The sequence below is a fragment of the Variovorax sp. Soil_C_26 genome, assembly GCF_057657075.1.
This window is the reverse complement of the sequence record NZ_JBDGJC010000002.1, coordinates 749,061-775,529: the sequence shown is the minus strand read 5'-3', so window position 1 is coordinate 775,529 and position 26,469 is coordinate 749,061. Positions and strand designations below refer to the sequence as shown.

At 66.7% G+C, this 26,469-nt stretch carries 28 protein-coding genes and 2 tRNA genes; 9 read left to right on the top strand and 21 right to left on the bottom strand.

The features are described from left to right. Window positions 1-59: 59 nt before the first annotated feature. From AC3A6G_RS09210 to surE, 3 genes are read right to left on the bottom strand one after another with little or no spacing between them, the layout of a single operon-like run. The gene (locus AC3A6G_RS09210; RefSeq protein ID WP_487859954.1) at window positions 60-944 is read right to left on the bottom strand and encodes a peptidoglycan DD-metalloendopeptidase family protein; all 885 of its coding nucleotides are present in this window, start codon (window positions 942-944) and stop codon (window positions 60-62) included. An 11-nt stretch (window positions 945-955) separates the two neighbouring features. Continuing rightward, entirely contained in the window at window positions 956-1,729 is a 774-nt protein-coding gene (locus tag AC3A6G_RS09205; RefSeq protein ID WP_487859953.1) for a protein-L-isoaspartate(D-aspartate) O-methyltransferase, read from the bottom strand. A gap of 2 nt (window positions 1,730-1,731) precedes the next feature. Continuing rightward, entirely contained in the window at window positions 1,732-2,490 is a 759-nt protein-coding gene (gene surE / locus AC3A6G_RS09200; protein ID WP_487859952.1) for a 5'/3'-nucleotidase SurE, read from the bottom strand. A gap of 134 nt (window positions 2,491-2,624) precedes the next feature. On the opposite strand from surE, the gene AC3A6G_RS09195 reads away from it, so the two are divergent. Then, on the top strand, window positions 2,625-3,611 hold the full coding sequence (locus tag AC3A6G_RS09195; RefSeq protein WP_487873586.1) for an NADPH:quinone oxidoreductase family protein: 987 nt from the start codon (window positions 2,625-2,627) through the stop codon (window positions 3,609-3,611). A gap of 91 nt (window positions 3,612-3,702) precedes the next feature. On the opposite strand, the gene AC3A6G_RS09190 is transcribed toward AC3A6G_RS09195, so the two are convergent. The 3 genes from AC3A6G_RS09190 to AC3A6G_RS09180 form a co-directional block, all read right to left on the bottom strand. After that, on the bottom strand, window positions 3,703-4,047 hold the full coding sequence (locus AC3A6G_RS09190; protein ID WP_487859950.1) for an H-NS histone family protein: 345 nt from the start codon (window positions 4,045-4,047) through the stop codon (window positions 3,703-3,705). A 254-nt stretch (window positions 4,048-4,301) separates the two neighbouring features. Beyond that, a tRNA-His gene (locus tag AC3A6G_RS09185) sits at window positions 4,302-4,377 on the bottom strand. Window positions 4,378-4,452: 75 nt separating this feature from the next. Further along, complete coding sequence (locus AC3A6G_RS09180; protein WP_487873585.1) at window positions 4,453-5,085, bottom strand: YbhB/YbcL family Raf kinase inhibitor-like protein; 633 nt, start codon at window positions 5,083-5,085, stop codon at window positions 4,453-4,455. A 148-nt stretch (window positions 5,086-5,233) separates the two neighbouring features. On the opposite strand from AC3A6G_RS09180, the gene AC3A6G_RS09175 reads away from it, so the two are divergent. Continuing rightward, the gene (locus AC3A6G_RS09175; RefSeq protein WP_487859948.1) at window positions 5,234-5,482 is read left to right on the top strand and encodes a GlsB/YeaQ/YmgE family stress response membrane protein; all 249 of its coding nucleotides are present in this window, start codon (window positions 5,234-5,236) and stop codon (window positions 5,480-5,482) included. 22 nt (window positions 5,483-5,504) lie between these two features. Continuing rightward, entirely contained in the window at window positions 5,505-5,837 is a 333-nt protein-coding gene (locus tag AC3A6G_RS09170) for a hypothetical protein (RefSeq protein WP_487873584.1), read from the top strand. Between the two features lie 31 nt (window positions 5,838-5,868). Here the strand turns inward: AC3A6G_RS09170 and AC3A6G_RS09165 are convergent, their stop codons facing one another. The 6 genes from AC3A6G_RS09165 to AC3A6G_RS09140 form a co-directional block, all read right to left on the bottom strand. After that, the gene (locus tag AC3A6G_RS09165; protein ID WP_487863560.1) at window positions 5,869-6,543 is read right to left on the bottom strand and encodes a histidine phosphatase family protein; all 675 of its coding nucleotides are present in this window, start codon (window positions 6,541-6,543) and stop codon (window positions 5,869-5,871) included. Window positions 6,544-6,644: 101 nt separating this feature from the next. Further along, complete coding sequence (locus AC3A6G_RS09160) at window positions 6,645-8,558, bottom strand: SurA N-terminal domain-containing protein (protein ID WP_487859945.1); 1,914 nt, start codon at window positions 8,556-8,558, stop codon at window positions 6,645-6,647. A 72-nt stretch (window positions 8,559-8,630) separates the two neighbouring features. Next, a tRNA-Val gene (locus tag AC3A6G_RS09155) sits at window positions 8,631-8,706 on the bottom strand. Window positions 8,707-8,734: 28 nt separating this feature from the next. Next, complete coding sequence (locus AC3A6G_RS09150) at window positions 8,735-9,007, bottom strand: HU family DNA-binding protein (RefSeq protein ID WP_007830705.1); 273 nt, start codon at window positions 9,005-9,007, stop codon at window positions 8,735-8,737. Between the two features lie 232 nt (window positions 9,008-9,239). Continuing rightward, the gene (locus AC3A6G_RS09145; protein ID WP_487859944.1) at window positions 9,240-10,325 is read right to left on the bottom strand and encodes a tartrate dehydrogenase; all 1,086 of its coding nucleotides are present in this window, start codon (window positions 10,323-10,325) and stop codon (window positions 9,240-9,242) included. After that, window positions 10,322-11,236, bottom strand: coding sequence for an alpha/beta fold hydrolase (locus AC3A6G_RS09140; RefSeq protein WP_487873583.1), 915 nt, complete (start codon window positions 11,234-11,236; stop codon window positions 10,322-10,324). The genes AC3A6G_RS09145 and AC3A6G_RS09140 overlap by 4 nt, the downstream gene beginning before the upstream one ends. Window positions 11,237-11,306: 70 nt before the next feature. On the opposite strand from AC3A6G_RS09140, the gene AC3A6G_RS09135 reads away from it, so the two are divergent. Then, on the top strand, window positions 11,307-12,269 hold the full coding sequence (locus AC3A6G_RS09135) for a LysR family transcriptional regulator (RefSeq protein ID WP_487873582.1): 963 nt from the start codon (window positions 11,307-11,309) through the stop codon (window positions 12,267-12,269). Between the two features lie 34 nt (window positions 12,270-12,303). On the opposite strand, the gene AC3A6G_RS09130 is transcribed toward AC3A6G_RS09135, so the two are convergent. Genes AC3A6G_RS09130 through uvrC form a run of 3 tightly spaced genes read right to left on the bottom strand, consistent with a single transcriptional unit; the run spans window position 12,304 to window position 15,756 of the window. Continuing rightward, a complete protein-coding gene (locus tag AC3A6G_RS09130) occupies window positions 12,304-13,188 on the bottom strand; it encodes a DMT family transporter (protein WP_487873581.1) in 885 nt (294 codons plus the stop codon). Further along, the gene (gene pgsA / locus AC3A6G_RS09125) at window positions 13,185-13,751 is read right to left on the bottom strand and encodes a CDP-diacylglycerol--glycerol-3-phosphate 3-phosphatidyltransferase (RefSeq protein ID WP_487859940.1); all 567 of its coding nucleotides are present in this window, start codon (window positions 13,749-13,751) and stop codon (window positions 13,185-13,187) included. The genes AC3A6G_RS09130 and pgsA overlap by 4 nt, the downstream gene beginning before the upstream one ends. A gap of 43 nt (window positions 13,752-13,794) precedes the next feature. Then, a complete protein-coding gene (gene uvrC / locus AC3A6G_RS09120) occupies window positions 13,795-15,756 on the bottom strand; it encodes an excinuclease ABC subunit UvrC (protein WP_487863555.1) in 1,962 nt (653 codons plus the stop codon). 51 nt (window positions 15,757-15,807) lie between these two features. Between uvrC and earP the strand changes: the two genes are divergently transcribed. The 3 genes from earP (at window position 15,808) to AC3A6G_RS09105 (ending at window position 18,654) form a co-directional block, all read left to right on the top strand. Then, complete coding sequence (gene earP / locus AC3A6G_RS09115; protein ID WP_487873580.1) at window positions 15,808-16,908, top strand: elongation factor P maturation arginine rhamnosyltransferase EarP; 1,101 nt, start codon at window positions 15,808-15,810, stop codon at window positions 16,906-16,908. Between the two features lie 191 nt (window positions 16,909-17,099). Then, window positions 17,100-17,654 (top strand): elongation factor P, encoded by a 555-nt coding sequence (gene efp / locus AC3A6G_RS09110; protein ID WP_012746921.1) that lies wholly within the window; start codon window positions 17,100-17,102, stop codon window positions 17,652-17,654. 136 nt (window positions 17,655-17,790) lie between these two features. Continuing rightward, entirely contained in the window at window positions 17,791-18,654 is an 864-nt protein-coding gene (locus AC3A6G_RS09105) for an LOG family protein (RefSeq protein WP_487859937.1), read from the top strand. A gap of 28 nt (window positions 18,655-18,682) precedes the next feature. Here AC3A6G_RS09105 and AC3A6G_RS09100 read toward each other — a convergent pair whose 3' ends face one another. The 5 genes from AC3A6G_RS09100 to pncB form a co-directional block, all read right to left on the bottom strand. After that, complete coding sequence (locus tag AC3A6G_RS09100; protein WP_487859936.1) at window positions 18,683-19,846, bottom strand: MFS transporter; 1,164 nt, start codon at window positions 19,844-19,846, stop codon at window positions 18,683-18,685. Beyond that, the gene (locus AC3A6G_RS09095) at window positions 19,843-21,150 is read right to left on the bottom strand and encodes a DNA recombination protein RmuC (RefSeq protein ID WP_487860056.1); all 1,308 of its coding nucleotides are present in this window, start codon (window positions 21,148-21,150) and stop codon (window positions 19,843-19,845) included. The genes AC3A6G_RS09100 and AC3A6G_RS09095 overlap by 4 nt, the downstream gene beginning before the upstream one ends. A 95-nt stretch (window positions 21,151-21,245) precedes the next feature. Then, the gene (locus AC3A6G_RS09090; RefSeq protein ID WP_487859935.1) at window positions 21,246-22,232 is read right to left on the bottom strand and encodes a 2-hydroxyacid dehydrogenase; all 987 of its coding nucleotides are present in this window, start codon (window positions 22,230-22,232) and stop codon (window positions 21,246-21,248) included. Between the two features lie 11 nt (window positions 22,233-22,243). Further along, the gene (locus AC3A6G_RS09085; RefSeq protein WP_487873579.1) at window positions 22,244-23,656 is read right to left on the bottom strand and encodes a sodium:proton antiporter; all 1,413 of its coding nucleotides are present in this window, start codon (window positions 23,654-23,656) and stop codon (window positions 22,244-22,246) included. A 24-nt stretch (window positions 23,657-23,680) separates the two neighbouring features. Then, window positions 23,681-24,901 (bottom strand): nicotinate phosphoribosyltransferase, encoded by a 1,221-nt coding sequence (gene pncB, locus AC3A6G_RS09080; RefSeq protein ID WP_487873578.1) that lies wholly within the window; start codon window positions 24,899-24,901, stop codon window positions 23,681-23,683. Between the two features lie 173 nt (window positions 24,902-25,074). On the opposite strand from pncB, the gene AC3A6G_RS09075 reads away from it, so the two are divergent. Further along, window positions 25,075-25,308 carry a CsbD family protein gene (locus AC3A6G_RS09075; RefSeq protein WP_487873577.1) on the top strand — a complete coding sequence of 78 codons (234 nt, stop codon included), beginning with the start codon at window positions 25,075-25,077 and terminating at the stop codon, window positions 25,306-25,308. Window positions 25,309-25,402: 94 nt separating this feature from the next. Beyond that, the gene (locus tag AC3A6G_RS09070) at window positions 25,403-25,810 is read left to right on the top strand and encodes a hypothetical protein (RefSeq protein ID WP_487863552.1); all 408 of its coding nucleotides are present in this window, start codon (window positions 25,403-25,405) and stop codon (window positions 25,808-25,810) included. Window positions 25,811-25,898: 88 nt separating this feature from the next. Here AC3A6G_RS09070 and AC3A6G_RS09065 read toward each other — a convergent pair whose 3' ends face one another. After that, on the bottom strand, window positions 25,899-26,342 hold the full coding sequence (locus AC3A6G_RS09065; RefSeq protein WP_487873576.1) for an acyl-CoA thioesterase: 444 nt from the start codon (window positions 26,340-26,342) through the stop codon (window positions 25,899-25,901). Window positions 26,343-26,469: the final 127 nt, after the last annotated feature.

Sequence of the window (26,469 nt, the reverse complement as noted above, 5' to 3'; positions counted from 1 at the left end):
AGCCGCAGGCACGGCCATCCGCGGAGCGCGCACAGAAGCGCGCGCGGCCGCGTCTGCGGTTACCGCGGCGGCAGGTAGCGCGCCGGATCGACAGGCTTGCCCTGCCGGCGGATCTCGAAGTGCAACTTCACGCGGTCGGCGTCGCTGTTGCCCATCTCGGCGATCTTCTGGCCCTTTTGTACCGACTGGTCTTCCTTCACGAGCAGCGTCTGGTTGTGCGCATACGCCGTGAGGTAGGTGTTGTTGTGCTTGAGGATGATCAGATTGCCGTAGCCCCGCAGGCCCGCGCCGGCGTAGACCACGCGGCCGTCGGCCGCCGCGAGCACCGCATCGCCGGCCTTGCCGCCGATGTCGAAGCCCTTGTTCTTCGCGTCGTCGAATCCGGCGAGGAGCGTGCCCTGCGCCGGCCAGATCCAGCCGATGTCCTCGTCGCCGGAACTGGCCGACGGCGTCGAAGGCGATGCCGTCACCGGCGGCTTGCCGACCGCCGCGCTCGCAGGTGCCGTGGGCGCGATGGCCGACGGTGGCAGCACGGGCTTGGTCACGACGCCTTCCACCGGCGCTGCGGCCATGGTGGTGGACGGTCCCACCGGCGGAACCACGCGCAGCACCTGGCCGACTTCGATCAGGTCGGGGTTGTCAAGGTTGTTCCAGCGCGCGATGTTCTGCCAGGTGTGGCCGGTCTCGTTCGCGATGCGGCGGATCGTGTCGCCGGGCCGCACGGCGTAGTAGCCCGGCTTGCCATAGTTCTCGATGCCCGGCAGCGGCTTGCCCGAGGGATCGGTGGTGATGAGCGGGCCTCCGGGTGCCGCAGCGGGCCCGCGCGACATGGTGCCTCGATCTTCGACCGGCGCCGGTCCGCGCGGTGCGGCGCACCCTGCGATCACGAGCACAACGGCCAACGTGACACCAGCGCACCAACTCCGATTGCCAAAACCCTGCATTTGTTGTTCCTTCAAGCGATGCCCGATTTTAGGGGGACAAAGTGAACCGCCTCAAGAATGCGTCGCTCGAGTCCGCGGGCGGTTTTGTCGATGACGACGAGCGCCTGTCCGCCGCTCGCCGACTGCGTGGGTGCGACGATGCGGCCGCCGACCGCCAGCTGGTCGACCCAGGCCTGCGGCACGGCTTCGCCACCCGCCGCGGCGATGATGCCGGCGTACGGCGCGCCCTTGGGGTAGCCGATCATGCCGTCGCCCAGGATCAGATGCACTGTCGCGAGCCGGAAGTACCGCAGGTTCGCGCGCGCGCGTTCGTGCAGTCCGCGCAGCCGCTCGATGCTGTACACCTCGGTGGCCACGTGGTTCAGCACGGCGGCCTGGTAGCCGCAGCCGGTGCCGATCTCGAGCACGCGGCCGAGCTTGTCCTGCGGCTTGCCGGCCAGCGCGGGTGCGCCGAGCAGAAGCTCGATCATGCGTGCGACCACGCTGGGCTTCGAGATCGTCTGTCCCAGCCCGATCGGCAGGCTCGTGTCTTCATAGGCCTGGTTCATCAGCGCGCTGTCGACGAAACGATGCCGCTCGACTGCGCCGAGAGCGCGCAGCACGCGCACATCGGCAACGCCCTGGGCGGCGAGCCTCTGCACCATGCGCGCACGCACCGCGTCGGAAGCCATCGAGGGCGTGCTCGGCACCACAGGTTGGGCGGGCACGGCCGGCATGCGCCCGCGTGTGGCGGCCGATGCGGTGGGTGTCAGGCGAACCGGGAAGCCAGGCCGTTGCGTGGCCATGTTCAATGGCCCAGACGGGCCACGGTCTCGCGCCACTGCCCCAGGTTGGCATGATCGGTCAGGTCGATCTGCAGCGGCGTCAGTGCGACATGGCCCTCTGCCGTGGCATGGAAGTCGGTGCCTTCACCGCTGTCCTTGGCACCGCCGGCGCCCGCGATCCAGTACATGGTTTCGCCGCGCGGGCTTTCCTGCGTGATGACTTTTTCCGCGGCATGGCGCCGTCCAAGGCGGCAGACCTTGATCGGCCTGAGTTCGTCCAGCGGTCGATTCGGCACGTTCACGTTGAGCAGGAACGCTCCCTGCTCCACCATGCGTTCGTGTTCGATCCGCTGCACCAGGCGGCGCGCCACCTGCGCGGCCGCATCGACATGGGCCCAGCCCTTTTCGATCTGCGAGAAGGCGATGGCAGGAATGCCGAACAGGTAGGCTTCCATCGCGGCGCCCACGGTGCCCGAGTAGATGGTGTCGTCACCCATGTTGGCGCCATTGTTGATGCCCGAGACCACGAGGTCGGGCCGGTAGCCGAGCAGACCCTTGAGCGCGATGTGGACGCAATCGGCCGGCGTGCCGGTCACGTACCGGAAGCCGTTGTGCGCCTTGTGCACGTAGAGCGGCGCAGCGAGCGTCAGCGCGTTCGACTTCGCGCTGTTGTTGTGTTCGGGCGCGACCACCTCGACATCGGCGATGTCCTTGAGCGCGTCGTGCAATGCGACGATGCCCGGCGCCTGAAAACCATCGTCGTTGGAAATGAGTATCTTCATGGTGCTTTTCGGTGTTCGGATTGTAGGCGGCGGGTGCGTCGCAGCAGGGACAAGGGTGTCCTGCGGCGCCCCCTATCATCGTCGCGCAACACTTGCCACACACGACCGATCGATTCATAGAAGGAGACCCGAGCATGCACGCATGGCTTTGCGAAAACCCCACCGGCGTCGACGCGCTGACCTGGAAAGAACTGCCGACGCCGACGCCCGGACCGGGGCAGGTGCTGATCGAGATCAAGGCCGCCAGCCTCAATTTTCCCGATCTGCTGATCGTCCAGAACAAATACCAGATCAAGCCGCCGCTGCCCTTCGTGCCCGGCTCCGAATATGCCGGCGTGGTCCAGGCCGTGGGCGAAGGCGTCACGCACCTGAAGATCGGGCAGAACGTGGCCTGCCTGTCGGGCACGGGCGGCTTCGCGACCCACACACTGGCACCGGCTTCGCTCTGCATGCCGCTGCCCGAAGGCTTCGGCCACGTCGATGCGGCGGCTTTCATCATGATCTACGCAACCTCATGGCACGCACTGATCGACCGCGCCCAGCTCAAGGCCGGTGAAACGGTGCTGGTGCTCGGCGCTGCAGGTGGTGTCGGCACGGCGGCCATACAGATCGCGAAGGCTGCAGGCGCACGCGTGATCGCCGCCGCTTCGACCGACGAGAAATGCGAACTCTGCCGCTCCATTGGCGCCGACGCGACGATCAACTACACCACGCACGCGCTGCCGGGCGGCTTTCGCGACGCGATCAAGGCCGCAACCGACGGCAAGGGACCGGACGTTATCTACGATCCCGTCGGCGGCGATTTCGCCGAGCCCGCATTTCGCTCCATTGGCTGGCGCGGACGCTATTTGGTGGTCGGCTTCGCTGCTGGGCCGATTCCTTCGCTGCCATTGAATCTGACGCTGCTGAAAGGTGCGTCCATCGTCGGCGTGTTCTGGGGAGATTTCGCGCGGCGCGAGCCCAAGGCCAATGCACAAATGATGGCCGAATTGGCGCAGTGGTACGGCCAGGGCAAGATCAAGCCCGTCATCGACAGCACCATGCCGATGGCGGATTTGAAAGCCGCCTATGCCCACATGGGCTCGCGTGGCGTCAAGGGTAAACTCGTGATGGTGAACTGAGGCCGCAGCGCTTCGCACGGCTGGCGCCACCCGACATTAAAAAAGCCCGCATGCGCGGGCTTTTTTAATGGCCGACGGCCAGCCGAGACGCTTACTTGATCTCGAACTCGGACAGCGACTTGCCAGCGGCCAATGCCTCGGTCACCCAGCGCGGCTTGCGGCCACGGCCTCCCGACCAGGTTTCGCCTGTCGGACCGCGGTATTTGGCCGCCGCCTTGGGTGCAGGCACACCCGCGCTTCGCTTGATCGAACCGCCGCGCGCGCTGAGTTTCAGGTCCGCAGCGGTCAAACCATATTCGGCGACCTTCCTGCGTACGTCTTCAATCACGCCGGAGCGTTCTTGGTTGCGAAGGTCTTCGGCCTGCTTGCGCAATTGCGCAATCTGCTCGTCGTACTTCTTGATCTGAGAATTGATATCGGCAAGGGTCGAAGCCATTCAGGACTCCTGAAAATTGGAAACGAGCGGATTTTAATTCAATTCACAATTAGCACAAGCAGGGCGACGCCAAAAAGCGGCCACGGCACGCGAAATGCGGCATCGCACAAAACACATGCACCGAGTTGGTGCTTTATCGAAGGAATGCAGAAGCTGCAGTGACGCCAGGATGGCGCCACAAATGACAACGCCGGGGCGGGCCCGGCGTCGTGGTTCCTGGACGCTATTGCGCAATAGCAGTCAGAACGATGTTTTGGGGTGGCTGATGGGACTCGAACCCACGACGACCAGAATCACAATCTGGGACTCTACCAACTGAGCTACAGCCACCGGAGAGCCCGCAATTATAGCGGGAAAAATCACGCCTTCCGCCTCCGCGTGCCGCGAAGCCGATTGAAATTCTGCTCAACCCGCTGCAAGCGGCCCCGCCGGAGCGGTCTGCGGGATCTTGGCCGTGCCGTCCGGCCGCTCGCAGGTGCCGATCAGAAGGCCGCTGGCCAGCGCATGCGCCTGCAGCGCATCGAAGATCTCATCGCGTCCCGGCGTGCTTGAAAATTCCGGCGTGCTGTCGAGCGCGAACAACTGGAACGCGTAGCGGTGCGCGCCATGCCCGGGGGGCGGATCGGGCGGCATCCAGGCGGCCTGCAGCCCGGAGTTGCGCCCGACATGCAGGCCCTCGTCGCCGTCGCTCTCGCGGCTCGGAATGGCCGCCTCGTCGAGCTTTCCGTCGCCGGGCGGCAAGCCCACGACGATTGCATGCACCAGCGGATTGGGCGTCGGGGAATCGGCGTCTTCGACCACGAGAACGAGCGACAGCGCGCCAGCGGGAATGCCTGTCCACTGCAACGGCGGCGAGAGGCCCTCGCCGTCTGCGGTGTAACGCGGGGCCATCGGACCATGGTCGACGAACGCGACGCTCTCCAGCACGATCGACGCCATGCCCTGCCGCATGCCGAGCGTGTTGAAGACGATCTTGTCCAGGCCGGCGCGCATGCCGTGCAGCGCGTGGCCGATGGCTTCGGGAAGTTTTTCGAGCATGCCTACGGTATAGCCCCGCGCACCGTCCCGGCCTGTAGGACGCAGCAGCAAGCGCGTCTTGACGGCTCCGCTATCATGAGTGCGGCCCGCAATTTACCGCGGTGCACGCCGCTTTCTGCACCCCTTCCACCGCCAAAGGAGTTTCTTCATGAGCATCGTCTGGACCATCCTGATCGGCTTCATCGTGGGTCTCGTGGCACGGGCCGTCAAGCCGGGCGACGATTCCGCTGGCTTCATCGTCACCACGCTGATCGGGGTTGCGGGTTCGCTGATCATGACCTACGTCGGCCAGGCCATGGGCTGGTACACCGCCGGCGAGGGCGCGGGCTTCATCGCGTCGGTGGTCGGCGCGATCGTGCTGCTGCTGCTCTACGGGCTGGTGAAGCGCAAGCGCTGAACGCGCGCCGCGCCCGCCACAGATGCCGCGCAAGCCGAGGGCCGGGCATCACGTCTACGTGGTCGAGCTCGACGACCGCGTATGGAACAACGGTCGCTTCAGGCGGGCCAACCCCGACTACCAGCTCGGCAAGCCCTTCGTCTACGTGGGCATGACCGGCCTGGACCCCGACATCCGTTTCGACAAGCACAAGGCCGGCATCCAGTCCAACAGCTTCGTGCAGGCGTTCGGGCTGCGGCTGCTGCCCGCCCTGTATGAACGCTACAACCCCATGAGCTATGACGACGCCCGGTCGATGGAGGTCGAGCTCGGCATTGCACTGCGCCGCATCGGCTACGGTGTCTGGCAGGCCTGAACTGCCCGCGTTTCCTTGCGCCCGCGCATCCTCAGGCGTAGGTCACCCAGTCTTCGTAGGCGGGCGCATCGAGGTGCGGCAGCGTGTTGTACGTGACGAGCATGTGGCGCTTCGGCGTGAAGGCGAACTCCGTGACCGCGGTGTTGCGGATGCGCAGGTTCAGTTCGATCGTCACTTCGGGTGAAGTGCCGAGCACATGGCCGACGGCCGTGCTGATCGGTCCGCCGCTCGACACCACCAGCACCCGCGCACCGTGGTGGCGGTCGCGCACATGATCGAGCGCCGTCGTCACGCCCGCGAGGAAATCGATGTAGCTCGGCATGCCCACCGGCTGGGTGCGGCCCTGCATCCAGGCGCCGAGACCGTTGCGCAGCAGCCGGAAATGGTGCCGGTACATCTCGGGCGTGTCGGGCTTCTCGAGCTTGCCCTCGTGGATGGTCGCGATGACCGCCTCGCTGTCGTACTCGTTGAGGCCGGGCCAGGGCAGCACGTCGTCGCGCTCGAGCCCCAGGCCCTTGGCAATGCCTTCCCAGGTCTGGCGATGACGCTTCAGGGTGCCGGTGATCACCGCGTCGAAATGCATGCCGCGCTCGCGCCAGTATTCACCGAGGCGCACCGACTGCCGGTGCCCGAGCTCGCTCAGGTTGTCGTAGTCGGCAGCGCCGAAGCTGGCTTGGCCATGGCGCACGAGGTAGAGGGTTCCCATGCACGGAATTCTGGCCACAACCGCAGGACGCGCTTGTCCCACCGGCGACGGCGCCTGCGCTCAGCGACGCCCACGCGACACCGCGCGCAAAGCGATGAAGGTCAACGCGCGGTCGCCGACAGAGTGTCCGCCGGCTTCGGCACCAGGATCTCGGCCTTGAAGCGATCCTTGAGCATGTTGTAGTAGGCGGTGCTTTCCGCCGCAGCCACCGACTGCGCGACCTGCGCGTTCTCCTGCTGCGCCTCTTCGGGCGCCGAGGGCGTGCGCGGAACGACCTTCGTGACGCGCAGCACGGCGTAGCCCTGGGTGCCCAGGTCCACGCCCACGAGCGCGGGCAATTTGGCCGGGTCCGCGCGCAGCGCGGCATCGATCACCGCGAGGGGCTGCGACTGCGCATCGCGCCGCGACACGGTGACCGGCTTGCCGAAGCTTGCATCGTCGGCCTTGGCGGTCCAGGCCGCGAGCTTGGCTTCACCCTCGGCCTTGGCCATGACGGCGGCACGCTCGTTGACGAGTTGGGCGCGGATCTTGTCCTTCACCTCGGCCAGCGGCATCGGCTGCGCAGGCGAATACTGGGTGATGCGGCCCGACGCGAGCTGGTTCGCGCCGACTTCGATGGCCTCGGTGTTCTGCTTGCGGCTCAGCGAATCGGCCGCAAACAGCGCATTGAGGAAGTTGCGGTTGGCCAGCACGCCGGTGGCCCCGGGTGCGGGCGTGCGCGCCACGTTGCTGGCGGTCTGGACCGTGAGCTTCAGCTTTTCGGCGGCCGGCTGCAGGCTGTCGGGTTGCTGGTACACGGTGTCGGTGAAGGTTTCCGCCGCCTTGGCGAATTCCTGCGTGGCCTGCTGCGCGCGCACTTCGTTCTCGATGGTCGCGCGGACCTGCTCGAAGGGCTGCACCACGCCGGGCTTGATGTCGGTGAGCCGGATGATGTGGTAGCCGAACTCGGTCTCGACCACGTTGCTGATGTCGCCCTTGTTGAGCGCGAACATCGCATCTTCGAACGGCTTGACCATGGCACCGCGCGTCACGAAGTCGAGGTCACCGCCCTTCTCCGCGGAGCCGGGGTCCTGCGAATTCTTGCGCGCCACGTCGGCGAAGCTTGCAGGTGCCTTCTTCACTTCGGCCAGCAATTGTTCCGCCTTGGCCTTTGCCTTGGCGCGCTCGTCCGACGAGGCGCTCGCGGGTGCGGTGATCAGGATGTGGCTCGCACGGCGCTCCTCCTTCGTGCCGAAGCGTTCCTTGTTCTGCTCGTAGTAGGTCTTGAGGTCGGCTTCGTTGACCGACACGTTCTTCTTCGCGGCCTCGATGTCGAGCACCAGGTATTCGATGCTGGCCTGCTCCTGCGCCTGGAACTGGGCCGCGTGGTCCTTGTAGTAGGTTTCGATGTCGGCGTCGCTGACCGTCACCTTCGACGCGAAGCTGTCGGGCGCGAAGCGCGCGACCTGGATCTCGCGCTGGTCATAGAAGGCGCCGATCGTGGCGGCCGTCAACGCAGGCGGCGCAAAGGCCGTTCCCGAGATGCCGAGCAGCACTTGCTGCGTGGCGAGTTCCGCGCGCATCGAGGCTTCGTACTGCTCCGGCGTGCGGCCGGTGACGCGCTGGAAGGTTTCGCGGTCGAACTTGCCATCCGGCGTGCGGAATGCCGCAAGGCCCGTGTCCTGCGCGAAGATCCGCGTCAGCCGCTCTTCCGAGATGCTCACGTTCGACTTGGCAGCCGCGGCGGCCAGCACGCGGTCGCGCACCATGCGCTCCAGTGTGGCGTAGCGCATCACATCCGACTCGAGCAGTGCGGGGTCCACGTTGGGCGACTGCTGGCGGATGCGGTCGATCTCGTTGCGATGCTGCATGTCCCACTCGGGCCGCGTGATGGAGTTTCCGTCAATGCGTGCCACCTTCTCGTCGACGCCCGAGCTCTGGTACTGATCGACCCCGAGAAAGACGAACGAGGGAATGATCAGCAAGAACAAGACGAACATGACGATCTTGTTGTACTTGCGGAAGAAATCAAACATGCTTGAACACTCTCTTCGACGGATGTCGCACGGCAATAAAAAAGGCGAACCTGTGTTCGCCTTTGCATCGGGTGGTGGGTGCTGAGGGGCTCGAACCCCCGACCTACGCCTTGTAAGGGCGCCGCTCTACCAGCTGAGCTAAGCACCCCACCGGAAATACGCTCCGAGTGTACGTCCTAGTTGAGCGCGTCTTTCAGCGCCTTGCCCGGACGGAACTTCGGAATCTTGGCGGCCTTGATTTTAATCGCGTCGCCGGTGCGCGGATTGCGGCCGGTGCGCGCAGCCCTCTTGCCGACCGCGAAAGTGCCGAAACCGACCAGCGACACGGAGCCGCCTTTCTTGAGCGTGGTACGAATGGCGCCGATGGTGGACTCCAGCGCGCGGGTGGCGGCTGCCTTGGAGATGTCGGCGTTTTTTGCGATGTGCTCAATGAGTTCGGTCTTGTTCACAAGGGCCCCTAGTCGAAGAAATTAAGTTGGTCGGCTTCGTCAGCTGCGAGTCGGTCGCGGAATGACGCGACACGCAAAGCCTGGCAGGACTGACGCCTCGGCAGCGCGCTGCCAGAAGGATTACAACCACTGGTCTGCAGGGTGTCAATACGACGCGAAGCCATGCAAGACAGCGGAGCGCGCGATTTTAGGGGCGTTTCGCGCGCCCACTTTTACAGCGACCGAAGCGCGATCAAAGCGCTTCGGCGATGGCCTTGCCGAGGTCGGACGTGCTCGCCGTGCCGCCGATGTCGGGTGTGCGCGGTGCGCCACTTTGGGGTGCGAGCACCTTCTCGATGGTCGCGAGGATCGCGTCGTGCGCGTTCTTGTGGCCCAGGAATTCGAGCATCATCGCGCCGCACCAGATCTGGCCGATCGGGTTCGCGATGCCCTTGCCCGCGATGTCCGGCGCAGAGCCGTGCACCGGCTCGAACAGCGACGGCGTCGTGCGCTCGGGGTTGAGGTTGGCGCTCGGCGCGATGCCGATGGTGCCGGTGCATGCCGGGCCCAGGTCGGACAGGATGTCGCCGAACAGGTTGCTCGCAACCACCACGTCGAAGAAGTCGGGCCGCTGCACGAAGTGCGCGGTGAGGATGTCGATGTGGAACTTGTCGAGCGTCACGCCCGGGTAATTCTTCGCCATTTCGACCACGCGCTCGTCCCAGTAGGGCATGGTGATCGAGATGCCGTTCGACTTGGTCGCGCTGGTCAGGTGCTTCTTCGGGCGCGACTGGGCCAGTTCGAAGGCGAACTTGAGCACGCGGTCGACGCCGTGGCGGGACATCACGGTCTCCTGCACCACGATCTCGCGCGGCGTGCCTTCGTACATGCGCCCGCCGATGCTCGAATATTCGCCTTCGGTGTTCTCGCGCACGATGTACATGTCGATCTCGCCGGGCTGGCGCGGCGTGCCGTCGCGCCGCACCACGGGCGCGGTGATGCCGGGCATCAGCCGCGCGGGGCGCAGATTGATGTACTGGTCGAACTCGCGGCGAAACAACAGCAGCGAGCCCCAGAGCGACACGTGGTCGGCGATCTTCTCGGGCCAGCCCACCGCGCCGAAGTAGATCGCATCGTGCCCGCCGATCTGGTCCTTCCAGTCGTCGGGCATCATCTTGCCGTGCTTCTCGCAGTAGTCCCAGCTCGAGAAGTCGAAGTGGTCGAACTTCAGGTCGATGCCGAACTTGCGCGCCGCGGCATCGACCACCCGCAGGCCTTCGGGCATGGTTTCCTTGCCGATGCCGTCGCCGGCGATGACTGCGATGCGGTGGGTGGTCATGGTGTGGTTCCTTCTTGCTGGAGGGGTGTGAAAAACGCGAGGGCCTCGGCGAGCAGTTCGTCCGGCGCTTCCTCGGGAACATAGTGGCCGCACGGCAGCGCGCGGCCCGAAACTTCGTCGGCCCGTTCGCGCCACAGCGTGAGCACGTCGAAACAGCGCCCGACCGCGCCATGCTCGCCCCAGAGCACGCGCAGCGGTTGCGGGAGCCGCCGGCCGGCGGCGACGTCGGCGCGGTCGTGGACGAGATCGATGGTGGCGGAGGCGCGATAGTCCTCGCAGATCGATTCGGCCGTGCCCGGGATCTGCGCGCAGCGCTCGTACTCGGCAAGCACCTCGGGCGCGAAGGGCGCGAGCCCCGCATGCCGGCCGCCCATCACGCTGCGCACGTAGCGCACCGGGTCCGAAGCGATCAGCGCCTCGGGCAGCGGCGGCGGCTGGACCAGGAAGAACCAGTGCCAGTAGGCGCGCGCGAAGGCGTCGCTGGTGTTCTCGTACATCGAGAGCGTGGGTGCGATGTCGAGCAGCAGCATGCGCTCGACCGCTGCCGGGTGGTCAACGGCCAGGCGGTGCGCCACGCGCGCGCCGCGGTCGTGGGCGAGCACGCCGAAGCGATCGAAGCCGTGGTGCGACATTGCGGCCCGTGCGTCGAGCGCCATCTCGCGCTTGCTGTGCGCCAGGTGATCGGCATCGGCCGCCGGCCGGCCCGAGTCGCCATAGCCGCGCAGGTCCAGCGCCACCACGGTGAAGCGCTCGGCCAGTGCCGGCGCCACGCGGTGCCAGATCGCATGCGTCTGCGGATGGCCGTGCAGCAGCAGCAGCGGTGCGCCGCGGCCACCGACCCGGCCGTGCACGCGAACGCCGTTGCGCTCGATGTCGAAGGTGGGAAAGTCGAGGAAGGAGGAAGCAGTCACGCGGCGATTGTGCGTTGCGCTCCATCGATCATCAAGCAACAATCAGCCAATTCATACTTTCCAATCTGGCATGAATCCATTGGCGCTGGACCGCGGCGATCTCGAATTGGTGCTGGCTATCCGCGACCAGGGAAGCCTCGCGGGCGCCTCCACCGCGCTCGACGTCGTGCCGTCGGTGGTCACCAAGCGGCTCGGCGCGCTCGAGGCGCGGCTCGGGCAGCGGCTCTTCGAGCGCACCACGCGCCGGCTCAGCGTGACGGCCGAGGGCGAGGCGGTCTGCCTGCACGCAAGGACGCTGCTCGAGGGTTTTGCGGCGCTCGAGAGCGACCTCGGCGAGCGGCAGAACGCGCTGGTCGGCACCATCCGCCTGGCCGCCACCTTCGGCTTCGGCCGGCGCTGGGTCGGCCCCACGCTGGCCGGCTTCCAGGCGCGCCATCCCGGCCTGCAGATCGAACTGCTGCTGACCGAGCGCCTGCCCGATCTCGGTGCCGAGGGCTATGACGGCGCGCTGTGGCTGTGGGCCGTGCAGCAGCGCCGCGCCGCCGACTGGGTCACGCGCCGCATCGGGCGCAACCAGCGCGTGCTGGCCGCCGCGCCCGCCTACATCGAGCGGCGCGGCCTGCCGGCCACCGTCGACGCGCTGGCCACGCACGACTGCCTGGTCGCGCGCGAGAACGGCGAGGTGAACCAGCGCCAGTTCGCGCTGTGGACGCTGCGCCATGCGCGCGACGGCAGCACCGCGCGCGTACGGGTACAGGGACCGCTCAGCAGCAACTCGGGCGAGATGGTGCGCGATTGGTGCCTGGCGGGCCACGGCATCATGCTGCGCAGCCTGTGGGACATCGCACCGCAGCTCGCGTCGGGCGCGCTGGTGCGCGTGCTGCCGCAGTACGCAATGCCCGACGCCGACATCCACTGGATTGCCCCCTGGCGCCCGAAGACACCGCGGCGCGTGCGCCTGCTGCTCGACCACCTTGCGGAACAGTTTCGCGGCGAGCCCTGGAAACCCGGCAAGACCAGTTCGCCGCGCTGAAAGAAGGCAGGAAAGAAGAAGAAAAAGCGCTGCTTCAGCGCTGGCTGCGCACCACCAGGCTCACCCCGACGGCGGTGAGCCCGATGCCCAGCAAGGTCACGAGGCCGATCGGCTCGGCAAACAGCAGCCAGGCCATGACCGCGGTGCACGGCGGCACCAGGTAGAGCAGGCTCGTCACTGCCGTGGCGGTGCCGCGCTGGATCAGCATGTAGAGCAGCGAGCTGCCGCCGAGCGACAACGCCAGCACCGACCAGGCCATGGCGCCGGTCGAATAGGCATTCCATTCGATCGACTGCGGCTCCATCAGCGCAAAAGGCAGGGTGACGACGAGCGCCGCGCCCATCTGCACGGCGCTGGCACTGCGCACGTCGCACGGCGCGACGAAGCGCTTCTGGTACAGCGTGCCCGCGGTGATCGACAGCAGCGCCATGACCGCGAGCGCCATCGTGAGCGCGTTCACCTCGGTGCCCTGCCCGAGCTTGCGCGAGACCACGAGCACCAGCCCCGCGAAGCCCAGCGTCAGGCCCGCCCATTGGCGCTGCGAAATGCGCCCGCCGCCGAGCGACAGCCAGATGGCGGTCAGCACTGGCTGGATGCCGACCAGCAGCGCCACCAGCCCTGCGCCCATGCCGGCATGCACCGCGGCCCAGACGCCGCCCAGATAGCCTGCCTGCATCAGCACCCCGGTGACCGCCAGGTGCCCCCACTGCGCGCGCTCGCGCGGCCAGGCAACGCGCGCGAGCGCCACCCAGATGCCGAAGCACACGAGCGACAGGGCAAAGCGCACGGCCAGGAACTTAAGCGGCGGCGCGTAGGGCATGCCGTAACGCGCGACAATGAAGCCCGTGCTCCAGATCAGCACGAAGACCGCCGGCATCGCGCGCAGCCAGCCCGCGCCGCGGGCCGCGGCAAAGCTCATTTGGCGCGTGCCCGGATCTCGGGAATGGCCTTCTGGAGGTAATAGACCATCGACCAGATCGTCAGCACGGCCGAGATCCAGATCAGCCACTGGCCCCACCAGCCGGTGTCGATCACGCCGAAGAGCTGCCCGTCATAGAGCAGGAACGGGATCGCGACCATCTGCACCGTGGTCTTGACCTTGCCGATCATGTGCACCGCGACGCTCTTGCTCGCGCCGATCTGGGCCATCCATTCGCGCAGCGCCGAGATCGCGATCTCCCGTCCGATGATGATCAAGGCGACGAACACGTCGGCCCGGTTCAGATGCACCAGCACCAGCAGCGACGCGCAGACCAGGAACTTGTCGGCCACGGGGTCGAGGAAGGCGCCGAAGGCCGAGGTCTGGTTGAGCTTGCGCGCCAGGTAACCGTCGAGCCAGTCGGTAGCGGCAAACACGATGAACATGACCGTGGCGATCAGGTTGCGCGTCGGCTCGGCCATCGGCAGATAGAACATGCCGACGATCAACGGAATCGCGACGATGCGCGTCCAGGTCATGATGGTCGGAAGTGTCCAGAACATATGCGCGCGATTGTGTCATGCCAGCGTGAGCGACGGCGGCACGTCAGTGCAAGGCCCGATAGATTTCCTCGGCCAGCTCGGTGGCGATGCCCTCGACCGACGCGATGTCCTCGACGCTCGCCGCCGCCACGCCGCGGATGCCGCCGAAGCGCTGCAGCAGGCGGGCGCGCCGCTTCGGCCCGATCCCCGGAATGTCCTCGAGCTGGCTGCCGCCCACGCGCACCTTGGCGCGCTTGGCACGCATGCCCGTGATCGCGAAGCGGTGCGCCTCGTCGCGGATCTGCGCGACCAGCATCAGCGCCGCCGAGTCCTTGCCGAGGTAAACCTTCTCGCGGCCATCGGCGAACACCAGTTCCTCGAGGCCGACCTTGCGGCCTTCGCCCTTCTCGACGCCGACGATCAGCGACAGCGGCAGGCCCAGTTCGCTGAACACCTCGCGCGCCATCGACACCTGGCCCTTGCCGCCATCGACCAGCACGAGATCCGGCATGCGCGCGGCCCGCGTCTTGGGCGGCGCATCGCTGCCGGCACCGGCCGCGTCGCCTGCGGGCGGCGCATCGGTCTCGGCCGCCATCGCCTCGGCCAGGCGGCCGTAGCGGCGGTGCAGCACCTGGCGCATCGCCGCATAGTCGTCGCCGGGCGTGATGCCCTCGATGTTGTAGCGCCGGTATTCGCGGTTCTGCATCGCATGGTGCTCGAACACCACGCACGACGCCTGCGTTGCCTCGCCCGCGGTGTGCGAGATGTCGAAGCACTCGACGCGGAAGTTGTCGAGGTCGTCGGGCGCGAGTTCGAGCGCGTCGGTCAGCGCGCGCGTGCGCGCCTGCTGCGACCCCTCCTCGGCCAGCAGCCGCGCGAGCTGGAGGCCCGCATTCGTTTCGGCCATCTCGAGCCAGTGCCGGCGCTGCTCGCGCGGCTGGAATACCGCCGTCACGCGCGAACCCGCCTGCTGCGAGATCGCCTCGATCAGCGCACGGCCCACCGGATGGCTCAGCACCAGCGTGGCGGGCACCGGCACGTCGATGTAGTGCTGCGCGATGAAGGCCTCGAGCACCTGCACCTCGACCGGATCGGCGATCGCCGGGGGCGCGCCCTCTTCCGCATCGAGTTCGCCGTGGTGGATCTGCGAGGCATCCTCCACATGCACCGGAAAGTACGGGCGGTCGCCCAGGTGCCTTCCGCCGCGCACCATGGCCAGGTTGACGCAGGCCTTGCCGCCCTGCACCTTCACCGCGAGGATGTCCACGTCCTTGTCCGATGCGATCTCGATCGACTGCTGATGCAGCACGCGCGAGATCGCCGACATCTGGTTGCGCAGCTCGGCCGCCTGCTCGAACTCGAGCTTTTCGGAATGGGCGCTCATGCGCGCTTCGAGCTTGGACAGCACGAGCTGGGTGTCGCCCATCAGGAAGGCTTCGGCGCTGGCCACGTCCTGCGCATAGACCTCGGGCGCGATGTAGCCCACGCACGGGCCCGAGCAGCGCTTGATCTGGTACAGCAGGCAGGGCCGCGTGCGGTTGGCATACACAGTGTCCTCGCAGGTGCGCAGCTTGAACACTTTCTGCAGCAGCTGAATCGACTCCTTCACCGCCCAGGCGCTCGGGTAGGGCCCGAAGTAGCGGTGCTTCTTGTCGACGCCCCCGCGGTAGTAGGCGAGCCGCGGAAACTGGTGCGAGGCGATCTTCAGGTACGGATAGCTCTTGTCGTCCCTGAAAAGGATGTTGTAGCGCGGCTTGAGCGTCTTGATCAGGTTGTTCTCGAGCAGAAGCGCCTCGGCCTCGGAGCGCACCACCGTGGTCTCCATGCGCGCGATCTTCGAGATCATGTGGCCGATGCGCGTGCCGCCGTGGCTCTTCTGGAAGTAGTTGGCGACCCGCTTCTTGAGGTTGCGCGCCTTGCCCACGTAGAGCACCGCGCCCGCCGCGTCGAAATAGCGATAGACGCCCGGCAGCTGCGGCAGGGCCGCGACTTCGCTGAGCAATTGTTCGGAATGCACGTCTGACATGGCGGATATTGTGGCGTGCGCCGGCGCGCCGGGGCGGGCACACTCCCATGCATGCAATGGGACATCTTCTGCAAGGTCATCGACAACCACGGCGACCTCGGCGTCTGCTGGCGCCTGTCGAGCCAGTTGGCGGCGCTCGGCGAGCGCGTGCGGCTCTGGATCGACGACGCCACCGCGCTGCACTGGATGGCGCCGGCGGGATGCGAGGGCGTGCAGGTGATCGACTGGCTCGACCCCGACGCCGTCCGCCAGGCCGCGGCCGCGGCGCCGCCCGATGTGCTCGTCGAGGCCTTCGGCTGCGATCCGGCGCCCGAACTCGTGGCGCGCTTTGCCGAGGAAGCGCAGGACGCCGGCACCCCCGCCCGGGCCTGGATCAACCTCGAATACCTGTCGGCGGAACCGTATGTCGAGCGCCTGCACCGCCTGCCGTCGCCGGTCTTCAAGGGACCGGGCGCCGGGCTCACGAAGCGCTTCTTCTACCCAGGTTTCACGCCCGGCACGGGTGGGCTCCTGCGCGAGCCCGGACTGGCCGAGCGGCGGGCGCGCTTCGACCGCGATGCGTGGCTCGCAGCACAAGAGGTTCCGCGGCAGGAGGGCGAACGCCTGGTGTCGCTGTTCTGCTACGAACCCCCGGCGCTGGCGGACCTGCTCGATCGGCTCGCGGCCGCGTCCGAGCCCACGCGGCTGCTGGTGACCGCCGGCCGCGCGACGCACGCGGTCAGGGCCTTCTTCTCGGCCCGCGGCCAGGCCGACCAGGCGCGCGCGGGCTTCGGTGCACTCTCGATCTCGTACCTGCCCTACCTGACGCAGGTCGATTTCGACCATCTTCTGTGGGCCTGCGACCTCAACTTCGTGCGCGGCGAGGATTCGCTCGTGCGCGGCCTCTGGGCCGGTGCCCCGCTGGTCTGGCAGATCTACCCGCAGGACGACGACGCGCACCACGCCAAGCTCGACGCCTGGCTCGACTGGCTCGGCGCCCCGCCGGCGATGCGGCGCTTCCACCACGCCTGGAACGGCTTCGGCGAGGTGCCCCTGCCCCCGCTGGGCGCCCTCGACCCGTGGCGCGAAACCGTGCGGGCCGGCCGCGAAAAGCTCTGGGCGCAAGAGGACCTGGCGACGCAATTGCGGCACCTGGTTGCCGGAAAAAGCTAAAATAGCGGGCTTTGCGGATTTCTGGGCGGGTCTGGGCGCGATGTGCAAGACCCGACATGCTCCGCCAAGCCCGCTTTTAACCCGCCGTGAAACCTGTACCGCGGGGCTCGCCGCGCCGGCCAACCTGCACCTTCCTGCAATAGCCGCCGAGGGCCCCGTGCACCGAGCGGCCAACATCCAGAGAACCTGATATGAAAATCGCTCAAGAAATCCGCGCCGGCAACGTCATCATGCACGGCAAGGACCCGATGGTCGTGCTCAAGACCGAATACAGCCGCGGCGGCCGCAACTCCGCCACCGTGCGCATGAAGCTCAAGAGCCTGATCGCCAACTTCAACACCGAAGTGGTCTTCAAGGCCGACGACAAGATCGACCAGATCGTGCTCGACAAGAAGGAGTGCACCTACTCCTATTTCGCCGACCCGATGTACGTCTGCATGGACACCGAGTACAACCAGTACGAAGTCGAAGCCGAGAACATGGGCGACGCCCTCAACTACCTCGAAGACGGCATGCCGGTCGAAGTGGTGTTCTACGACGGCAAGGCCATCTCGGTCGAGCTGCCGACCAGCGTCGAGCGCGAGATCACCTGGACCGAGCCGGCCGTCAAGGGCGACACCTCGGGCAAGGTCCTGAAGCCCGCCAAGATCGCGACCGGCTTCGAAGTGCCGGTGCCGCTCTTCGTCTCGCAAGGCGACAAGATCGAAATCGACACCCGCACGGGCGAATACCGCAAGCGCGTCTGATGACCCTGCTCCCTGCCGGCAAAGCTGCCGGCATGCGCTTTCAGAAAGGCTCCGCAAGGGGCCTTTTTCGTTTGGCACGCCCGGCGTCCGGCGGCCGCCACGCTGCACAATGCAGTGAGTCTTCCTGCACATTCCCATGAACAACACGCACGACCTTCACGACAAGCGCCTGGCCGACGCCTGGGCCACGCTCAAGACGCACGCCGAACAGGGCCTGCCGCTCGACCCCGATCCCTCGCGCATCGCCTTCGCCGACCCCGAATTCCTGCTGCGCCGCGAGACCCGCGGTGTGCGCATGCAGCTCGAGCTCATGAAGCCCGACGTCGAGCAGCGCGCCCACGGCATCGAGAACACGGTGGTGGTCTTCGGCAGCGCCCGCTTCCGCAGCGACGAAGAAGCCGCAGCGCTCGTCGCGCAAGCCGAGGCCGCCGGCGACGCCACGGCTGCCGAACGCTGGCGCCGGCTCGCGCGCAGCTCGCACTACTACGAGAAGGCCCGTGCCTTCGGCAAGCTGGTCGCGCAGTACAGCAACGACAAGGAGCCCGAGGACAAGCTCTTCATCTGCACCGGCGGTGGCCCCGGCATCATGCAGGCGGCCAACCGCGGTGCGCACGAAGGCGGCGGCCTCTCGGTCGGCCTTGCGATCGCGCTGCCGATGGAAGAAGCGGCGAACCCCTACGTCACGCCCGCGCTGAGTTTCAAGTTCCACTACTTCGCGATCCGCAAGATGCATTTCATGATGCGTGCGAAGGCGCTGGTGGCGTTTCCGGGTGGCTTCGGCACGCTCGACGAGCTGTTCGAGGTCATCACGCTGGTGCAGACGCGCAAGTCCCAGCCGGTGCCGATCGTGCTGTTCGGCACCGACTACTGGAAGAAGCTCATCGACTTCGATTTCCTGGTCGAGGAAGGCGTGATCTCGCCAGGCGACGTGGACTTGTTCCAATACGTCGACACGCCCGAGGACGCCTGGAGCGCGATCAAGCGCTTCTACAAGCTGTAGGCGCACGCGGGGCTGGCCCGCGGCGCTGCTAGACCTTCAGGCCCCAGGTGGCGCGGGCGCCGAGCGCGAGCACGCCGCCCACCACCCAGAAAACGCCGGCAATGCCGATCAGCGCGCCGAGCGATCCGAACAGCATCGGCATCGCGACGCTCGACGCATTGATCGTCATGAGCCGCAGCCCCAGCGCCTCGCCGTGCCGCTCGTGCGGCGTGATCTGGTGCAGCATGCTCATCACCATCGGCTGCACGGCGCCCAGCGCGAAGCCGAGGATCACCGAGCACAGGCCCATGGTCCAGGCCGAGTCGAGCAGCGGATACACCGCGAACACCGCCGCGGTGACGATGGTGGAGACCAGGATCACGCTGCGCTCCGAAGCGCGCGAGGCGATCAGGGGCAGCACCACGCGAATGACGGCCGCCGCAACGGCGAAGGCACCGAGGATGGAACCGATCACCGACGCGCTGATGCCGCGGTCATGGCCCAGCACCGGCAGCACGAAGGCGTGCACGTCCCAGCTCGACGACTGCAGCCAGTTCACGAACAGCAGGCGCCGGAACATCGGTTCGCGCAGCAGGTCCCAGGCGCGCGTGGGCACGGCGCCGGCCACCGGCACGATGAGCGGCGGTTCGTGCGCGCCGCGCGCGAGCCACCAGCAGACGATCGGCAGGACGGCCATCACCGCAAAGCAGACGCGGAACGCCAGCATGTCCGCCGGCGCATGCCCGGCGTTGTCGATCAGCAGGCCTGCCGCGAAGGGCCCGACGAAATTGGCTGCCGCGGGCGCAATCGCGAGCCAGCTGAACACCCGCTTGAGTTGCGTCGCGTTGGTGGCCGAGCGGCCGACGTGGCGCTGCAATGCGATCACGGTCGCGCCGGTGGCGCCGCCCGTCAACAGTGCCGCGAGGCACATCACCGGGAAGGTCGGGAAGATGACCACCAGCCCCGCGCCGGTGGACGCCGCGATGACCGACAGCCACAACGGCCGCTTGAATCCGTACCGGTCGGCGAAGCGCCCGGCCGGCAGCGCAAGGAACACCTGCGTGAGCGCGAACAGCGCGATCAGCAAGCCCACCGCCGCGGCGCTGTAGCCCTGTTGCAGCGCCAGCAGCGGCGTCGCGAGCCGCATGCCGGCCATCGTCGCATGCAGGCAGACCTGGGCGCCGATCACGCGCAGCAGTTCGGAGCCTTTCACGGGGTGTCGTCGCCCTCGCTGTCGGCGGTGGGCGGCAGCAGCGCCTGCGACTGCGCCTCGGGCAGCGCCTCGACCTTGCGCAGCGCGAGTCGCATCTGCTTGGCGCGCGTGTCGGCCTTGTCGATAGTGTCGGAGGCCTTGGCCACCTGCTCCTTGATGCGCGACACCCATTCGCCATAACGCTCGAACTCGGTCTTGACCGCACCCAGCACCTTCCAGACCTCGGAGGCCTGCCGCTCGAGCGCCAGCGTGCGAAAGCCCATGTGAAGGCTGTTGAGCATGGCCAGCAAGGTGGTCGGGCCGGCCAGCGTCACGCGGTGCTGGCGCTGGATCGCATCCATCAGGCCGGGGCGCCGCAGCACCTCGGCATAGAGGCTTTCGACCGGCAGGAACAGGATGGCGAAATCGGTGGTGTGCGGCGCAGCCAGGTAGCTCTCCGCGATCGACTTGGCTTCGCTGCGCACGCGCGCCTCGAGTGCCTTGGCGGCAAGCTCGGCGCCTGCGGCATCGGCGCGCTCATGCGCATCGATGAGGCGCTCGTAGTCGTCGCGCGGAAACTTGGCGTCGATCGGCAGCCAGACCGGCGCACCGTCGTCGCCGCGGCCCGGAAAGCGGATCGCGAAGTCGACGCGCTGGCCGCTGCGCGGCTTGGTCTCGACCTGCCGGGCGTACTGCTCGGGCGTGAGCACCTGTTCGAGCAGGGCTTCGAGCTGCACTTCGCCGAACACGCCGCGCGTCTTGACGTTGGTCAGCACGCGCTGCAGGCTGCCCACGCCCACGGCCAACGCCTGCATCTCGCCCAGGCCCTTGTGCACCTGCTCGAGCCGCTCGGCGACCTGCTTGAAACTCTCGCCGAGCCGCGCCTCGAGCGTGCTCTGGAGCTTCTCGTCGACGGTCTTTCGCATCTCGTCGAGCTTGGCGGCGTTGTTCTGCTGCAGTTGAGTGAGCTGCGTCTCCATGGTGGCGCGCACTTCGGCGAGCCGCCGGGCATTGGATTCGCTCAGGCCCTGCAGCTGGTTGTTGAGCGTGTCGCCGAGGTTCTTCTGCAGCGAGGCGAGCTGCAGCGCGAAGGCGTCGAGCTGGGCATTCTGCGTGCGTGTGGCCTCTGCGCCCTGCTGCACCAGCGCCTGCTGGAAGGTGGCGAAGGCCTGTGCAGTTTCCTGCCGTGCGCCGCGCGAGCTTTCGGCGATCTCATGGCGCAGTTCGCGCTCGGTGCGCTCGTTCGCGCTGCGCATCGCGGCGAGTGCGCCCAGAATTTCGCTGTGGTCGGGCTCGGGCTGCCGCCGCGCGAGCAGCCAGACCATGAGCAGCAGCTGGATGAGCGCGAGCGCGCCCAGCGCGAAAAGAATCAGTTCGGTGGTTTCCAAGGGGGTCCGATGTCTCTTTCTGCGGCGTGCGCCTATTTGGTTGCCGCCGGCACGGGAGTCACGGGCGTGAGCGGCCCCTTGCCGCCGAACCATGCGATCAGGTTGTCGGCCGCAAGGTCGGCCATGGCACGCCGCGTGGGCACCGTGGCGCTCGCGATGTGCGGCGTCAGCACCACGTTGGGCACGGTCAGCAGGTCGGGATGGACCTTCGGCTCGCCTTCGAACACGTCGAGGCCCGCGGCTGCGATCTTCTTCTCGCGCAGCGCCGCGGCGAGCGCCGCGTCGTCGACGATGCCGCCGCGCGCGATGTTCACCAGCGTGGCGGTCGGCTTCATCAGCGCGAGTTCGGCCGCGCCGATGGTGTGGTGCGAGGCCGGCGAATACGGCACCACCAGCACCACGTGGTCGGCGGTCTTGAGAAGCTCTTCCTTGCCAATGTAGCTGGCCTTGCATTCGGCCTCGACCGTCGCGTCGAGGCGCGAACGGTTGTGATAGACCACCTTCATGCCGAAGCCGTGCGCGCCGCGCTTCGCGATGCCCTGCCCGATGCGGCCCATGCCGATGATGCCGAGCGTCGAGCCGTGGATGTCGGAGCCCGCGAACATGTCGAAGCTCCACTTCTGCCACTTGCCCGCGCGCAGAAAATGCTCGCTCTCGGCGATGCGCCGGGCCGTGGCCATCAGCAGCGCAAAGCCGAAGTCGGCCGTGGTCTCGGTCAGCACGTCGGGCGCGTTGGTGCCGAGCACGCCGCGCGCGGCCATCGCGTCGACGTCGAAGTTGTTGTAGCCCACGGCCATGTTGGCGCAGATCTTCAGGTCGGGGCAGGCGTCGAGCAAGGCGGCATCGATGCGCTCACTGCCGGTGGTGAACGCGCCCTGCTTGCCTTGCAGTTTGGCAATCAGCTGTTCTTTGCTCCAGCTCTCGTCGGCCTGGTTCGACTCGACCTCGAAGTGCTGCGACAGCCGCTCGATGGTTTCGGGGAAGATCGCGCGCGCGACCAGGATCTTGGGCTTGCTCATGATGTCTGTGCCTAGCGGAAGAAGATGAAGGTGGAAAGAACGAACAGCGGAATAAGGATGGCTACCGACCACGCCATGTAGCCGAAGAAGCTCGGCATGCGCACGCCGCGGCTCTCGGCGATGGCCTTGACCATCAGGTTGGGCGCATTGCCGATGTAGGTGTTGGCACCCATGAACACCGCTCCCGCAGAGATCGCCGCGAGCGTTGCGGCATGGGTCGTCATCAGCGTGGCAGCGTCGCCGCCCGCGGTGTTGAAGAACACCAGGTAGGTCGGCGCATTGTCGAGAAAAGAGCTCAGCACACCCGTGGCCCAGAAGTACATCGCCGGATCCGGCTGGCCGTCGGGCCGGGTGACGGCCGCGATCACCGCGCCGAACGGCCCCTGCACGCCGGCCTTGAGCATGGCGATGACCGGGATGATGGTCAGGAAGATGCCCGCGAACAGCTTCGCCACCTCGGCCATCGGGCCCCATTCGAACTGGTTGTCGGCGTGCACCTTGGCCGGCGTGAGCCGAAACGAGATCAGCAGGATCGCGATCAGCGCCGCGTCGCGCACCAATCCCGGCAGGCCGACGCGCGTTCCGAACAGGTCGAAGCCCACGGGCGACTTCCAGACCCCGGAGAGCAGCACGAAGAAGACGATGCCGCCGAGCAACCAGAAGTTGGCAGCGCCGTCGAAGGCGATGCGCGGCGTGTCCGGCGTCGGGTCGAACGGCAGCACGCCTTCCTTGCGGTACTGGTAGCGGTCGATGACGTAGAACAGGGCGAGCAGCGCCCCGACCAGGAACAGGGTCTCCGGCAGGATGTTTTTCGCGGTCCAGAAGAAGTCGACACCCTTCAGAAAGCCGAGGAACAGCGGCGGATCGCCGAGTGGCGTGAGCGAGCCGCCCACGTTCGAGACGATGAAAATGAAGAACACGACCACGTGCGCCTTGCTCCGGCGGTTGTCGTTGGCGCGGATCAGCGGACGGATCAGCAGCATCGAGGCGCCCGTGGTGCCCATGATGCTCGCGAGCACCGCGCCGACCGCGAGGATCGCGGTGTTGAGGCCCGGCGCACCGTGCAGGTTGCCGCGGATGTGGATGCCGCCGGCCACCGTGAACAGCGCGGTCAGCAGGATGATGAAGGGGATGTACTCCTCCACCATCGCATGCACCAGCTGCGTGCCTGCGAGCGGCGCACCGTAGATCGCCGCAAAGGGCAGCAGGAATGCCAGCGCCCAGGCGGCCGAGATCTTTCCGTAGTGGTGGTGCCAGAACGCGGGGGCCACGAGCGGCATCAGCGCGATCGACAGCAGGATGCCGGCGAACGGAACGCTCCACAGCGCGGACAGCGTGCTGCCGTCGAAATCGGCGGCCATCGCCAGGGCGGGAAACATCATTGGCAGCACTGCGGCTGCCGCGAGGCGGACTCTTTTTTTCATGGGGCGTTACCGTACCAGACGAGGTCAGGCCGGCGGCTGCTCGATCTCGAACACCTGGCGCAGATAAGCCAGGTATTTCTCGTCCTCGCACATGTTCTTGGACGGCGTGTCCGACAGCTTGGCCACGGGCTGGCCGTTGCAGTTGATCATCTTGATGACGATCTGCAGCGGCTCGTAGCCGAGGTCGTTGGTGAGGTTGGTGCCGATGCCGAACGCCAGCTGGCAGCGTCCGCGGAACTGCTGGTAGAGCTCGATCGTGCGCGGCATGGTGAGCCCGTCGCTGAAGATCAGTGTCTTGGTCAGCGGGTCCACCCGGTTGGCGATGTAGTGCGCGAGCATGCGCTCGCCCCACTGGAACGGATCGCCGCTGTCGTGGCGCGCGCCGTCGAAGAGCTTGCAGAAGTACAGGTCGAAGTCGCGCAGGAAGGCGCTCATGCCGTAGACGTCGGACAGCGCGATGCCGAGGTCGCCCCGGTATTCGCGCGCCCAGGTTTCAAAGCCGAAGATCTGGCTGTCGCGCAGCCGTGGGCCGAGCGCCTGGCAGGCCTGCAGGTATTCGTGCGCCATCGTGCCGAGCGGGATCAGGCCGAGCTTCATGGCATAGAGCACGTTGCTGGTGCCCGCGAGCTGCGGCAGCCCGTCGCCGGGCCGTGCCGGCAGCGCCGGGGCGGTCACGGCACCGAGCCGCGCCACCAGCGTTCGCAGCACCTCTTCGTGCCAGTCCTTCGAGAAGCGGCGGCGGGTGCCGTAGTCGGCGATCTTGAGGTCGGACAACCCCGCCTCCTGCAACTGCGTGATCTTGGTCTCGAGCCGCAGGCGTCCCTCGACGAAATCCGGCTTCTTCTGCGTGTTGCGGAAATAGACCTCGTTCACGATCGCGAGCACCGGGATCTCGAACAGGATCGTGTGCAGCCACGGCCCCTTGATGCGGATCTCGAGCTCGCCCGAGGCCTGGGGCGTGATGGTGATGTACTTCTCGTTGAGCCGGAACAGCCCGAGGAAGTCGACGAAGTCGCTCTTGATGAAGCGCATCGAGCGCAGGTAGGCGAGTTCGGCGTCGCGGAACTGCAGCGAACAGAGGCTGCGAACCTCCTCGCGGATCTGCCCCGCGAATTGAGCGAGGTCGACGCCGGGATTGCGGCACTTGAACCGGTACTCAACCCGGGCACCGGGAAAGTGATGCAGCACGACCTGCATCATGGTGAACTTGTAGAGGTCAGTGTCGAGCAGGCTGTGAATGATCATGTTTCGGCGCGCGTTGTCCCGGTCTTTTTCGGCGTGCGTCCGATTATCACGGGCGCCGTCGGCTTGTGCCTACGGCGCTCGCGCAGGGCGTCCTACCGGCGGGGTGAATGGCGCGAACGACAGTAAGTCCACGGCGGCAGTCCATGCCGCTGGACAACCTCAAGGAGATTCGCATGAACAAGGACACCATCGAAGGCAACTGGAAGCAGCTCAAGGGCAAGGTCAAGGAGCAATGGGGCAAGCTCACCGACGACGACTTCGACGTCATCGCCGGCAAGCGCGACCAGCTGCTCGGCCGCATCCAGGAGCGCCACGGCATCAGCCGCGACGAGGCCGAGAAGCAGGTCAAGGAATGGGAATCCCGCGACGGCCGCACCGCCGAGACCCTCTGGTACGAAAAGTACTGACGACGCCGCCGCACGGCGGCTTACCACCGACCCACCGCACGGCGGCCACGTGGCCGCTGGCGCGATCCCTTCACGAAAAAACAAAAGGATAAAAATGAAAAAACATTTGCTCATGCTGGCACTCGCCTCCACCTGCTTCGTCGCGACCCACGCCTCGGCAATGACCCAGGACGAATACAAGGCCGCCAAGCAGAAGATCGAGGCCGACCACAAGTCCGCCAAGGCGCAGTGCGATGCCATGAAGGACAACGCGAAGGACGTCTGCGAGAAGGAAGCCGAGGGCAAGGAAGACGTCGCCAAGGCCGAGCTCGAACAGCAGTACAAGCCGAGCGATGCCCATGCCCGCAAGGTCGCCGAGGAAAAGGTCAAGGCCACCTACGAGGTCGCCAAGGAAAAGTGCGACGACCAGAAGGGCGAAGCGAAGGATGCATGCGTGAAGCAGGCCAAGGCCGACGAGTCGCAGGGCAAGGCCGACATCAAGGCCATGAAGAAGACCATGTAAGCGGCGCCATGGCCCTTGTGGGCCGTGCGAAGCTGTAAAGAGAACGGCGCCTTTTAGGGCGCCGTTTTGCTTTTGCAGCGCGCGGCCGTCAGGCCTTCAGCGAATCGACCACGCGCTGCAGCGCGTCTGGCAACGCCACCGGGCGCTGGGTCGCGCGGTCGACATACACGTGCACGAAGTGGCCTTGCGCGGCGGCGGTATCGGCTCCTTCGGCGAACAACCCGATCTCGTAGCGCACGCTCGAGCGGCCGGCCTGGGCCACGCGGATGCCCGCCTCCACCGTCTGCGGAAACGCGATGGGGGCGAAATAGTTGCACTGCGTCTCGACCACGAAGCCGACGGTCTGGCCCTGGTGGATGTCGAGGGCGCCGCGTTCGATCAGGAGCGCGTTCACCGCGGTATCGAACCAGCTGTAGTAGACGACGTTGTTGACATGGCCATACATGTCGTTGTCGGCCCAGCGCGTGGGAATGCTGCGAAAAACCCGGTAGCTGCTGCGGGCGTGGGGGGTCGGTTTGGCGGCGGAGCTCATCGCGCGGCATTGTGCCAGCGGGCGGCGGCGCAGGACCGGCCCGACACCGCCCGATAGGCTCTCGGAGGGCCGCAAGCCAGATTTAGAAAGCACGTTCTAATTTGCTGCAAAGCAGCAAAAACCCCTT

Excerpts from the sequence above, each read along its gene's own strand:
- AC3A6G_RS09160 (WP_487859945.1), bottom strand. The coding sequence starts at position 8,558 with ATGTTTGATTTCTTCCGCAAGTACAACAAGATCGTCATGTTCGTCTTG.
- AC3A6G_RS09145 (WP_487859944.1), bottom strand. The coding sequence starts at position 10,325 with ATGACCACCCACCGCATCGCAGTCATCGCCGGCGACGGCATCGGCAAG.
- AC3A6G_RS09170 (WP_487873584.1), top strand. The coding sequence starts at position 5,505 with ATGCCGCGCAAGCCGAGGGCCGGGCATCACGTCTACGTGGTCGAGCTC.
- AC3A6G_RS09205 (WP_487859953.1), bottom strand. The coding sequence starts at position 1,729 with ATGGCCACGCAACGGCCTGGCTTCCCGGTTCGCCTGACACCCACCGCA.
- AC3A6G_RS09095 (WP_487860056.1), bottom strand. The coding sequence starts at position 21,150 with ATGGTCTGGCTGCTCGCGCGGCGGCAGCCCGAGCCCGACCACAGCGAA.
- AC3A6G_RS09090 (WP_487859935.1), bottom strand. The coding sequence starts at position 22,232 with ATGAGCAAGCCCAAGATCCTGGTCGCGCGCGCGATCTTCCCCGAAACC.
- AC3A6G_RS09105 (WP_487859937.1), top strand. The coding sequence starts at position 17,791 with ATGAACAACACGCACGACCTTCACGACAAGCGCCTGGCCGACGCCTGG.
- AC3A6G_RS09175 (WP_487859948.1), top strand. The coding sequence starts at position 5,234 with ATGAGCATCGTCTGGACCATCCTGATCGGCTTCATCGTGGGTCTCGTG.
- AC3A6G_RS09085 (WP_487873579.1), bottom strand. The coding sequence starts at position 23,656 with ATGAAAAAAAGAGTCCGCCTCGCGGCAGCCGCAGTGCTGCCAATGATG.
- AC3A6G_RS09210 (WP_487859954.1), bottom strand. The coding sequence starts at position 944 with ATGCAGGGTTTTGGCAATCGGAGTTGGTGCGCTGGTGTCACGTTGGCC.
- AC3A6G_RS09130 (WP_487873581.1), bottom strand. The coding sequence starts at position 13,188 with ATGAGCTTTGCCGCGGCCCGCGGCGCGGGCTGGCTGCGCGCGATGCCG.
- AC3A6G_RS09065 (WP_487873576.1), bottom strand. The coding sequence starts at position 26,342 with ATGAGCTCCGCCGCCAAACCGACCCCCCACGCCCGCAGCAGCTACCGG.
- AC3A6G_RS09135 (WP_487873582.1), top strand. The coding sequence starts at position 11,307 with ATGAATCCATTGGCGCTGGACCGCGGCGATCTCGAATTGGTGCTGGCT.
- uvrC (WP_487863555.1), bottom strand. The coding sequence starts at position 15,756 with ATGTCAGACGTGCATTCCGAACAATTGCTCAGCGAAGTCGCGGCCCTG.
- surE (WP_487859952.1), bottom strand. The coding sequence starts at position 2,490 with ATGAAGATACTCATTTCCAACGACGATGGTTTTCAGGCGCCGGGCATC.
- AC3A6G_RS09165 (WP_487863560.1), bottom strand. The coding sequence starts at position 6,543 with ATGGGAACCCTCTACCTCGTGCGCCATGGCCAAGCCAGCTTCGGCGCT.
- efp (WP_012746921.1), top strand. The coding sequence starts at position 17,100 with ATGAAAATCGCTCAAGAAATCCGCGCCGGCAACGTCATCATGCACGGC.
- earP (WP_487873580.1), top strand. The coding sequence starts at position 15,808 with ATGCAATGGGACATCTTCTGCAAGGTCATCGACAACCACGGCGACCTC.
- pncB (WP_487873578.1), bottom strand. The coding sequence starts at position 24,901 with ATGATCATTCACAGCCTGCTCGACACTGACCTCTACAAGTTCACCATG.
- AC3A6G_RS09180 (WP_487873585.1), bottom strand. The coding sequence starts at position 5,085 with ATGCTCGAAAAACTTCCCGAAGCCATCGGCCACGCGCTGCACGGCATG.
- AC3A6G_RS09190 (WP_487859950.1), bottom strand. The coding sequence starts at position 4,047 with ATGGCTTCGACCCTTGCCGATATCAATTCTCAGATCAAGAAGTACGAC.
- pgsA (WP_487859940.1), bottom strand. The coding sequence starts at position 13,751 with ATGTTCTGGACACTTCCGACCATCATGACCTGGACGCGCATCGTCGCG.
- AC3A6G_RS09195 (WP_487873586.1), top strand. The coding sequence starts at position 2,625 with ATGCACGCATGGCTTTGCGAAAACCCCACCGGCGTCGACGCGCTGACC.
- AC3A6G_RS09070 (WP_487863552.1), top strand. The coding sequence starts at position 25,403 with ATGAAAAAACATTTGCTCATGCTGGCACTCGCCTCCACCTGCTTCGTC.
- AC3A6G_RS09075 (WP_487873577.1), top strand. The coding sequence starts at position 25,075 with ATGAACAAGGACACCATCGAAGGCAACTGGAAGCAGCTCAAGGGCAAG.